The 7,698-nt window shown below is 35.1% G+C and carries 8 protein-coding genes and 1 pseudogene; 3 read left to right on the top strand and 6 right to left on the bottom strand.

Annotation, left to right across the window (positions count from 1 at the left end; all coding sequences use genetic code 11):
• Together ACOVO2_RS20775 and ACOVO2_RS20770 are read left to right on the top strand one after the other, a co-directional pair.
• Positions 1-603 (top strand): annotated as a pseudogene (locus tag ACOVO2_RS20775) (peptidase M28); the annotation flags it as partial.
• Between the two features lie 165 nt (positions 604-768).
• Positions 769-1,128, top strand: coding sequence for a DUF1304 domain-containing protein (locus ACOVO2_RS20770; protein ID WP_421771825.1), 360 nt, complete (start codon positions 769-771; stop codon positions 1,126-1,128).
• Between the two features lie 289 nt (positions 1,129-1,417).
• Here ACOVO2_RS20770 and ACOVO2_RS20765 read toward each other — a convergent pair whose 3' ends face one another.
• From ACOVO2_RS20765 to ACOVO2_RS20755, 3 genes are all read right to left on the bottom strand, one after another.
• Positions 1,418-2,743, bottom strand: coding sequence for an ammonium transporter (locus tag ACOVO2_RS20765; RefSeq protein WP_421771824.1), 1,326 nt, complete (start codon positions 2,741-2,743; stop codon positions 1,418-1,420).
• 61 nt (positions 2,744-2,804) lie between these two features.
• On the bottom strand, positions 2,805-3,920 hold the full coding sequence (locus ACOVO2_RS20760) for a porin (RefSeq protein WP_421771823.1): 1,116 nt from the start codon (positions 3,918-3,920) through the stop codon (positions 2,805-2,807).
• 347 nt (positions 3,921-4,267) lie between these two features.
• The gene (locus ACOVO2_RS20755; protein WP_188765228.1) at positions 4,268-4,618 is read right to left on the bottom strand and encodes a 4Fe-4S dicluster domain-containing protein; all 351 of its coding nucleotides are present in this window, start codon (positions 4,616-4,618) and stop codon (positions 4,268-4,270) included.
• Positions 4,619-4,734: 116 nt separating this feature from the next.
• Between ACOVO2_RS20755 and ACOVO2_RS20750 the strand changes: the two genes are divergently transcribed.
• Positions 4,735-5,754 (top strand): acyl-CoA reductase, encoded by a 1,020-nt coding sequence (locus tag ACOVO2_RS20750; RefSeq protein WP_421771822.1) that lies wholly within the window; start codon positions 4,735-4,737, stop codon positions 5,752-5,754.
• A 56-nt stretch (positions 5,755-5,810) separates the two neighbouring features.
• Here the strand turns inward: ACOVO2_RS20750 and ACOVO2_RS20745 are convergent, their stop codons facing one another.
• From ACOVO2_RS20745 to ACOVO2_RS20735, 3 genes are all read right to left on the bottom strand, one after another.
• Positions 5,811-6,302: a DUF6169 family protein gene (locus tag ACOVO2_RS20745; protein WP_421771821.1), complete on the bottom strand. Its 492-nt coding sequence runs from the start codon at positions 6,300-6,302 to the stop codon at positions 5,811-5,813.
• On the bottom strand, positions 6,295-6,456 hold the full coding sequence (locus ACOVO2_RS20740) for a hypothetical protein (RefSeq protein ID WP_421771820.1): 162 nt from the start codon (positions 6,454-6,456) through the stop codon (positions 6,295-6,297). The genes ACOVO2_RS20745 and ACOVO2_RS20740 overlap by 8 nt, the downstream gene beginning before the upstream one ends.
• A gap of 54 nt (positions 6,457-6,510) precedes the next feature.
• Positions 6,511-7,698 (bottom strand): vWA domain-containing protein (locus ACOVO2_RS20735; RefSeq protein WP_421771819.1); only part of this gene is annotated, 1,188 nt, incomplete at its 5' end.

Here is a 7,698-nt window from a genome sequence, read left to right as displayed (position 1 = left end):
GGTGTAGAAAATGATGGAAAAGCACGTCAATTGGCTCGTTATGTCAAAGAAACTGGCGAACGCTACGTTGATAATTTGGAAGTAGTGATGATTTACAGAAATGATCGTTTCTTGCGTGGAGGTGACCATACCCCATTTGTCAATCGTGGATTTGCGGCGGTTCGTTTGTCTGAAATGAACGAAAATTTCCTTCATCAACACCAAGACCTTAGAGTCGAAAATGGTGTAGAATACGGAGACTTGATAAAGTTTATGGATTTTGAATATCTACGCAAAAATACTTGTGTAAATCTTGCTTCACTGTCAAATTTGGCAAAATCTCCATCAATGCCACAAGATGTAGTTTTAGATGTGCGTGGTTTGGGAAATTCGACCAATTTAAACTGGAAAGCTCCAAAAACAGGAAAAGTAAAAGGATATTATGTTTTGATGCGTGAAACTGCCATGCCTTACTGGCAAAAGAAATTTTTTACTACCAATCTAAAAATTTCATTGCCTTTCTCAAAGGATAATTACTTCTTCGCAGTGCAATCAGTCAGTGAAGATGGTAACGAAGGCTTGCCAGTTTTGCCAAGAGTTGGGCTTCGTAATGCTGGAGAATAATTAAAAATAGTTAGTAGTCAATAGTCCACAAGTCAACAGTATGTTACGAATTACTAATTAGTCAGTAAATTTTACATAATTATTTTTGAAAAAATTTGATTTAATCACAAAAAATCGACTCTTTCGGGTCGATTTTTTTATTTTTTACCTAAACCTTTCTCACAAATGGAAATTATCGCTAAAATTCTTGTCGGTTTGGTGGCAATAGAACATTGCTATATTCTTTGGCTCGAAATGTTTGCTTGGACAACCAAAGCTCCGGGGGTATTCAAGAGCCTCAAAAGAGAACTTTTTGAACCAACCAAAGCACTTGCCGCTAATCAAGGTCTTTACAATGGCTTTTTGGCCGCTGGATTGTTTTGGTCGTTGCTCATTGAAAATCATGCTTGGTCGATTTATGTAGCTGTATTCTTTCTCTCGTGTGTTATAGTCGCAGGAATTTATGGTGGATTAACGGCTGGCAAAAAAATTTTTTATGTACAGGCAGTTCCTGCAATTTTAGCTTTAATTGCCGTGCATTTATAAATGTGGTGCGAACACGAGCAACGGCGGACGATGCTCGGCCGCTTGTAGTTTGCAGTATTGTGAATAATGGGTGTAATTATTTTACGGTGAGGTTTTAGTTTTTGCAAGTAAAAATCTTCTGTCTATTCTAAATATTCTATTCATTCATAAAAGCATACAGAATGTTCGGTCCACAAAAAAGAAAATGCCCACCAAACGGCGGGCATTTTGACTTATGGAGTACAACAAAACCACAATAAAAGTACGGTTTTAACCGCAATTGTGATTTTGTTACAAAAATATGAATATTTTATGCTTCTACCAATGATTCATCGTGTTGACTGATGTCAAGACCAGCTTTTTCGTCAGCCTCAGAAACGCGAAGTGGTAAAATTACATCTGTTATTTTCAACATTACAAACGACATCGCAAAAGCAAATACTGAAACGATTACTAATGCAATTACGTGATTGATAAATAATTTCGACTCACCGAAGAACAAACCTTGGTCAACAACAGCAGCGTTGATTCCTTTGTTGGCAAATACACCAGTCAACAACATACCAACCATACCACCAACACCGTGGCAAGGGAATACATCAAGCGTATCATCTAGAGCTGTTTTAGTTTTTAAGTGAGCTAAATAGTTAGAGATCAACGAAGAAATTGTACCGATGAAAATAGCGTGAGGGATAGTAACGAAACCAGCACCAGGTGTGATAGCAACTAAACCAACAACTACACCAATACAGAAACCAAGAGCAGATACTTTTTTGCCATTTGCAGCATCAAGCAATACCCAAGCTAAACCAGCAGCAGCAGCAGCAGTGTTTGTAGTAGCAAAAGCCGAAGCAGCCAATGTACCAGCACTTAAAGCAGAACCTGCGTTGAAACCAAACCATCCGAACCATAATAAGCCTGTACCCAATAATACGTAAGGAATATTTGCAGGTGGAAGGAAACTGCCTTCTACGTGTGTACGACGACGTTTCAAGTAAATTGCACCAGCCAAAGCAGCCCAACCAGCCGACATGTGTACAACAGTACCACCAGCGAAATCAAGAACTCCCATTTTGAAAAGGAAACCTTCTGGGTGCCATGTCCAGTGTGCTAAAGGAGCATATACGAAGATACTGAACAAAATAATGAACAATACATAAGATTTGAAATTGATACGCTCAGCCAATGAACCTGTTACGAGAGCTGGAGTAATAACTGCAAACTTCAACTGGAAGAAAGCAAATACTACTAATGGAATAGTTGGAGCAAGTGACCACGGCTTGCTTTCTAAAACACCAGCAAACATAAAGTGAGTCATTGGGTTTCCAACAAAACCTCCGATTGATTCTCCGAAAGCAAGGCTATAACCTACAGTAACCCAAAGTACAGAAATCACACCCATTGCAATAAAACTTTGTAGCATTGTTGAGATAACGTTTTTGGTGTTTACCATACCTCCGTAGAAATAAGCTAAACCAGGGGTCATAATTAATACTAAGGCCGTACTAACTAACATCCAAGCAGTATCGCCTGAGTTGATTCCTTCTGTAACGATTGTTGACGGCACCGCTGGTAGCAATAACGCAACTACGGCAAGCACTAACAAAATAATCAGGGGAAGAGGATTTTTACGCATAGTGATTTGAGGTTTAAATGTTGTACAAAAAAATAAGTATTGGTTTAGGTTAATAACAAGATTAGAATTTGAATATTAAAGCTCCACCGAAAGTAGATTGAGAGTCTTTAGTAAATTTACCATCTTTGTCTTCAAATTGTGCCATTCCAGCTTTTGATTTTGCATAGCTGTCAAGGCGGAATTCTGGTTTGAATAATAAATTATCAGAAATAATAACGTTACCTGTCAATGTGAATGAATTTACAGACGTTCCGTTTCCTTCACGGTTTAATAATGCACGTGCTCCATCTTTATTATCAAAGTATTCATAACGAACTCCTAGGCCAAATTTATCAGTTAATGAAGCTTGTGCATAAACCGCAGCACCACCCCAACTTAGTTTGCTTTGTGTACCATAAGCAGCATTAACACCTAACAAGAATTTTTCAGTAATTTGATATGATGTTGTTAAGTCAAAGATAGAGTAGTATGATTTCTCGTCTGTGCCTTCATCACTACCCAACCAGTTTACATACAAATTCCAACCTTCAGCTGGTGAAATGTAAAACTGTGCCATGGTTCCAAGTTTTGCATTATTATCAATTTTCGAGTCAATACCATTGACAACTCCAAAAGTTAATGATGATTTCTCAGAAGTAGCAAGTGTTGCTTTCAAACCTGTATGGTAGAATGGCCCATTATTGAATAAGTTTGAAAGGGAATAATTAAAGTTTACTGGAGCATCGATTACTTCATAACCGATATGAGTACCCCACTGACCTGCAGTCAATGAAAATTTGTCAGTAGCTTTCCAAGTTAAATATGCTTGTTTGATTGCTAATGATGTACTTGTTACATCAGAGATTGGACTGATTACATTGCCATAATTACCTAAGTCTGCATGACTACCGAATACCAAGTCAATAACACCATCAACCTTGTCTGTTGAGTAGGTCATTTTTGTTTGAGCTAAACCAAGCTGAAATTGACCAACCTTTTGGTCGAATGCTCTTTCGTATCCGGATGCTCCTAAATTTGATTTTGATTTTGGTGCGTTGAAGTTTCCGAAGAAATAAGTATCGACATATCCTGAAAACGTAAATGGGCTTTTCTTTTCTTCTGGTTTTGTTGTAGCATCTTGAGCGAAAACGTTTACTGCTGTAAACAATGAAAGTACGGTAAAAATTGATTTTCTCATAATTTTCTTTGGTTTAATTAATCATTGGTTAGATTTAATTCTCATGCAAATCTTTATCAAAAAATGTTTAAATCCAAATTTTAAGTACAAAAAAATCCAATATTTTTTTATTTTTTATAAAAAAGCCAATTTATATGTTTCAAAATCAAACTATTTATTAAAATAATTATATTTTATTTAAAAACAAATTATATTTTGATATTATACAATTATGGCAAATATTATTCTGAAACACAATTAATTCTTAATATTGTACAATTTCAAGAAAAGCACAAAAAAAGCCCCAAATCAGATTACCTAATTTGGGGCTAATTCTATAGTACTATATACTTATCTCAAATACTCAATTAAGCTTCTGCATGTAACCATGCTTTTTTAGCCAATAAAGTTTCGTCGTCTTCTACGTGGTCTGGGTCAGGCACACAGCAATCTACTGGACAAACCGCCGCACATTGTGGTTCTTCATGAAAACCATGACACTCCGTACATTTGTCTGAAACAATATAATAGAACTCATCAGATACAGGAGCCATTGGGTCTTTTCCACCGATTACGGTTCCGTCTTCTAATTCTACTTCTGTGAGTTTTGTTCCACCAGACCAAGTCCATTCAACACCACCTTCATAAATGGCTGTATTTGGGCACTCTGGTTCGCATGCACCACAATTGATACATTCGTCAGTTATAATGATTGCCATACTCTCTCTATATATTTAATAGTTTACTAAACTTTAAACAAATATAAGGCTTCAAAGTTTCAGTTTACTTGTATTTTTGTAAGATTTTATAAACGAGCAATAATTTTCTAAAAATAATGCAATATAAAAAAAATATTATTACATTTTCAAGGCTTGGTGAGTTCATTCTACAAAATTTGAATGATGAACCACTAAAGCCTCTATTTTCGGCGGCAAGAAATGAGAACGGATGGTTTACGGAAGATAACGTAAAGCTGGCAGTTGAAAATATCGCCAAAATATATTTGAATCAAGTAGCTCTCGAAAAATTTGCCGAAAAATATTCAATTTCAGAAAACAACAAACCCAAGAAAATTGGCATCGTAATGGCTGGCAATATACCTGGAGTGGGTTTTCATGACTTACTTTGTACGGTACTGACAGGTAATATCGCATTGATTAAACTTAGCTCGAGCGACACCGCAACAATGATGTTTTTAATCAATAAACTTTTTGAGTTAGACCCATCATTGAAGGATGTGATTAGAATTGCTCAAAGATTAAATGATGCAGATGCATTAATTGCAACAGGAAGCGATAACACAGCCAAGCATTTTGAGTATTATTTTGCATCAAAACCAAGAATTATACGCAGAAATCGCACATCGGTTGCAGTGATTAATGGTAACGAAACTCGTAGTGAATTGGCCGATTTAGGAAATGATATTTTTCAATACTTTGGTTTAGGTTGTAGAAATGTATCTAAACTCTACGTGCCAATTGGATATAAATTTGATAAATTTTATGAATCAATTGAATATTGGAGTACCATTCGTTTGCACCATAAATACAATAATAATTATGATTATAATAAATCAATTTATTTAGTCAATCGAGTGCCACATTTGGATAATGGATTTTTAATTTTGAAAGAAGACGAGGCATTGGTTTCACCAATTTCGGTTTGCTTTTATGAAACCTACGAAAATGAAGCCCATTTAGCTCAACTTTTAGAAGAAAACGCCGAAAAAATTCAGTGTACAGTTTCAACCGATGCTAAATTTGAAAATAGTTTCAGATTTGGTGAAGCACAAGTACCAAAACTTGAAGACTTTGCCGATGGAATTGATACAATGGAGTTTTTGATGAATTTGTAGAAAAAATATTAAGCCTTTACTTCAAAACAAGTAAAGGCTTTGTTTTAAATAATACGCTATTTTTCTTCAAAACCATTTAAAATTTCATCGAAGGCTTCAAATATTTGCATCTTATATGGATTTTCTTCTTTTAATATTAAAGTATTATAATAAGTCAAATCGACTTCTGAATCTTTAATTGGTATCGTATAATTTACAAAGTTGTCATTAAATCGTGAAAACCAAGAGTGAAATTTTCTATTTCTTGCTTCATGCTTTCTATCTTTCACATCACAGAAATAGACAATTACTTTGTCTCGTTCATCCATAAAATCTTTTATGATTTCAGCAATCGTAGCTCCGACATTCACATCAAGTTTAGGAGAATAGTCTTTTTGATTTTTATCTAAAGCAATAATAAACTCAAACACGTTATTTGCGAAAAGAGGATATTCAGCAAATAAATCAGGTATTTCTGAAAAGGCAATTCGATAAATAATACCTGAATTCGTTAAAAATGAATACTTTGTTTTAGAATCATTCTTAATGAAGTAATACGGTTTACTCATTATTCTTATTTCGCAGTTGTTCTATCATCATATCAAAAGACGAATCATTTTGAACTCTTTCAATTTGTTTTTGCAATCTTCTTTGCATAACACGCCCAAATAAGACCTTTCTTAATTGAGATTCATTTTTATCAACTTTTTCTAAAACTTTCATTTTGCTAACCTTTATAGATTAAAGTTATAAAAAACTAATAAACTGCAAGCAATTCTACGAATTAAATTTCAACTTACTATTTTTCAAACATTTCATGGCTTTTTCTAAACCACTGATTGTTAGCGGAAACATTCGATTGTCAGACCATTTTCTGATTTCTTGAATTGTGTGGGTATACTGCCAGTAACCATCATTAATTGGATTTAGCCATATCAGGTTTGGGAATTTATCTCTAAATCTTTCGAGCCAAACCGTGCCAGCTTCAGCATTAAAATGCTCTACGCTACCTCGTGGTTCGGATAACTCCCACGGCGACATCGAGGCATCGCCAACAAAAATCACTTTATAATCTTTGTTATATTTATTCAATACATCCCAAGTAGAGATTTTATCTTCATATCGGCGATTATTGTCTTTCCAAAGATTTTCATATACGCAATTATGAAAGTAGTAAAATTCTAAATTTTTGAACTGATGCTTGGCCGAAGAAAAGAGCATCGAACACTCTTCAACGAAATCATCCATTGAACCGCCCACATCAAGCAACAATAATATTTTTACTCTATTTTGCTTTGATGCCTGCATTTTTATATCCAAAAACCCCGCATTATTGCAAGTTCGGTCAATGGTTTCTTCTAAGTTCAATTCATCTTCTACACCTTCACGAGTCAAGATTCGTAAAAGTCTTAAAGCCATTTGGGTGTTACGTGTATTTAACTCAAGATTATCATCATAATTCTTGAACTCACGTTTATCCCAAACTTTGGTAGCATTTTTTCCGCCGCCTTTCCCTCCTATTCTGATTCCAGTTGGATTATACCCTCCGTTTCCAAATGGTGAAGTGCCACCCGTTCCAACCCATTTGGTTCCGCCTTCGTGGCGTTCTTTTTGTTCTTCAATAGTTTTTCTTAACCTTTCGAGCAATTCTTCTAAACCACCAGCCGCTTTGATAGCTTCTTTTTCCTCTTCTGATAATTCACTTAAAAGCTTTTTTATCAGCCAACTATCATCAATTTTTAGAAAATCTTCCACTCGAACCTCCTCAACGCCATCAAAAAACTGACTAAATAATCTATCAAATAAATCAAGATTCTGTTCGTGTTTTACATAAATAGCACGGCTCAGAAAATAAAAATCTTCGGTGTTGTATGCCACGACTTCCTTATCGAGAGCTTCTAACAAAGTCAGATGCTCCCGAAGATTTACCTTTAGGTTATTTTCCCTTAGATGATAAAAGAAATT

Source organism: Emticicia sp. (assembly GCF_049241225.1).
Classification (GTDB): Bacteria; Bacteroidota; Bacteroidia; order Cytophagales; family Spirosomataceae; genus Emticicia.
Note: the sequence above shows the minus strand (reverse complement) of the source record. Positions and strands in the feature narration are given on the sequence as shown.

Coding starts and splice junctions, on each gene's coding strand:
- ACOVO2_RS20770 (WP_421771825.1), top strand. CDS start 769: ATGGAAATTATCGCTAAAATTCTTGTCGGTTTGGTGGCAATAGAACAT.
- ACOVO2_RS20765 (WP_421771824.1), bottom strand. CDS start 2,743: ATGCGTAAAAATCCTCTTCCCCTGATTATTTTGTTAGTGCTTGCCGTA.
- ACOVO2_RS20760 (WP_421771823.1), bottom strand. CDS start 3,920: ATGAGAAAATCAATTTTTACCGTACTTTCATTGTTTACAGCAGTAAAC.
- ACOVO2_RS20755 (WP_188765228.1), bottom strand. CDS start 4,618: ATGGCAATCATTATAACTGACGAATGTATCAATTGTGGTGCATGCGAA.
- ACOVO2_RS20750 (WP_421771822.1), top strand. CDS start 4,735: ATGCAATATAAAAAAAATATTATTACATTTTCAAGGCTTGGTGAGTTC.
- ACOVO2_RS20745 (WP_421771821.1), bottom strand. CDS start 6,302: ATGAGTAAACCGTATTACTTCATTAAGAATGATTCTAAAACAAAGTAT.
- ACOVO2_RS20740 (WP_421771820.1), bottom strand. CDS start 6,456: ATGAAAGTTTTAGAAAAAGTTGATAAAAATGAATCTCAATTAAGAAAG.